This is a genomic window from Bradyrhizobium altum (assembly GCF_020889705.1).
Taxonomy (GTDB): domain Bacteria; phylum Pseudomonadota; class Alphaproteobacteria; order Rhizobiales; family Xanthobacteraceae; genus Bradyrhizobium; species Bradyrhizobium altum.
The window spans coordinates 1-892 of the sequence record NZ_JACMYP010000581.1; the positions used below are offsets into that span (position 1 = coordinate 1).

1 protein-coding gene is annotated in these 892 nt (G+C 66.0%); it reads left to right on the top strand.

The window, feature by feature from the left end:
- The first annotated feature begins 123 nt into the window (after positions 1-123).
- Entirely contained in the window at positions 124-762 is a 639-nt protein-coding gene (locus H8B02_RS47505) for a class I SAM-dependent methyltransferase (RefSeq protein ID WP_173640979.1), read from the top strand.
- The last annotated feature ends 130 nt before the right edge of the window (positions 763-892 follow it).

The following is an 892-nucleotide window of genomic DNA, read 5'->3' on the forward strand; positions in this document are numbered from 1 at the left end:
CTCGGCGGCGGCTTCATCAGAAGTGCGAGCGCGAGCCGGGTGGCGGGGGCCGCGACGCAGGATGCGATGGCGCCGCTCGTGGAAGCGGTTCGCGGCTGACAGAAGAAACATCGGGGCAGGGGAATGGCTGGGGACATCGACCGCGAGGGGGTCGAAAAGGCGTATGGCCGCTGGGCACCGATCTACGATCTGGTGTTCGGCAAGGTGTTCGATCAGGGCCGTCAGTCGACGATCGCGGAAGCCGACCGGATCGGTGGACGCGTGCTCGACGTCGGCGTCGGCACCGGGCTGTCGCTGTCGGAATATGCGCGCACCACGAAACTGTGCGGCGTCGATATTTCCGAGCCGATGCTGCGGCGGGCGCTCAAGCGCGTGCGCGCGCTGGGCCTCAGCAATGTCGAGACGCTGGCGGTGATGGACGCCAAGCACCTCGCATTTCCGGATTCATTCTTCGACGCGGTGGTCGCGCAATACGTCATCACCGCAGTGCCGGATCCCGAAGCCACGCTGGATGATTTCATTCGCGTGCTGAAGCCGGGTGGCGAACTGATCCTGGTCAATCACATCGGCGCCGAGAGCGGCCCGCGCCGCATCTTCGAGCTCGCCTTCGCGCCGCTGGCGCGGCGGCTCGGCTGGCGTCCGGAATTTCCGTGGGAGCGGCTGACCAATTGGGCCGCGAAGCATGGCGGCGTCAGCCTCGCGGAACGCCGGCCGATGCCGCCGATGGGGCATTTCTCGCTGATCCGCTTCCGCAAATCGTGAGGCTGCGGCGATTTTGACTGGAACATCGGCGCGTCGTCACGGTTTTCTCGTCATGAGGATCAATCGAACACTCGCTTTATCCTGTGCCCTGATCATGGCGCCCGTCGTTGCCGCGGCGCAGGCGCCGCCG

What these genes read in the sequence shown, in the direction of transcription:
- H8B02_RS47505 (WP_173640979.1), top strand. Translation starts at nt 124, where the DNA reads ATGGCTGGGGACATCGACCGCGAGGGGGTCGAAAAGGCGTATGGCCGC.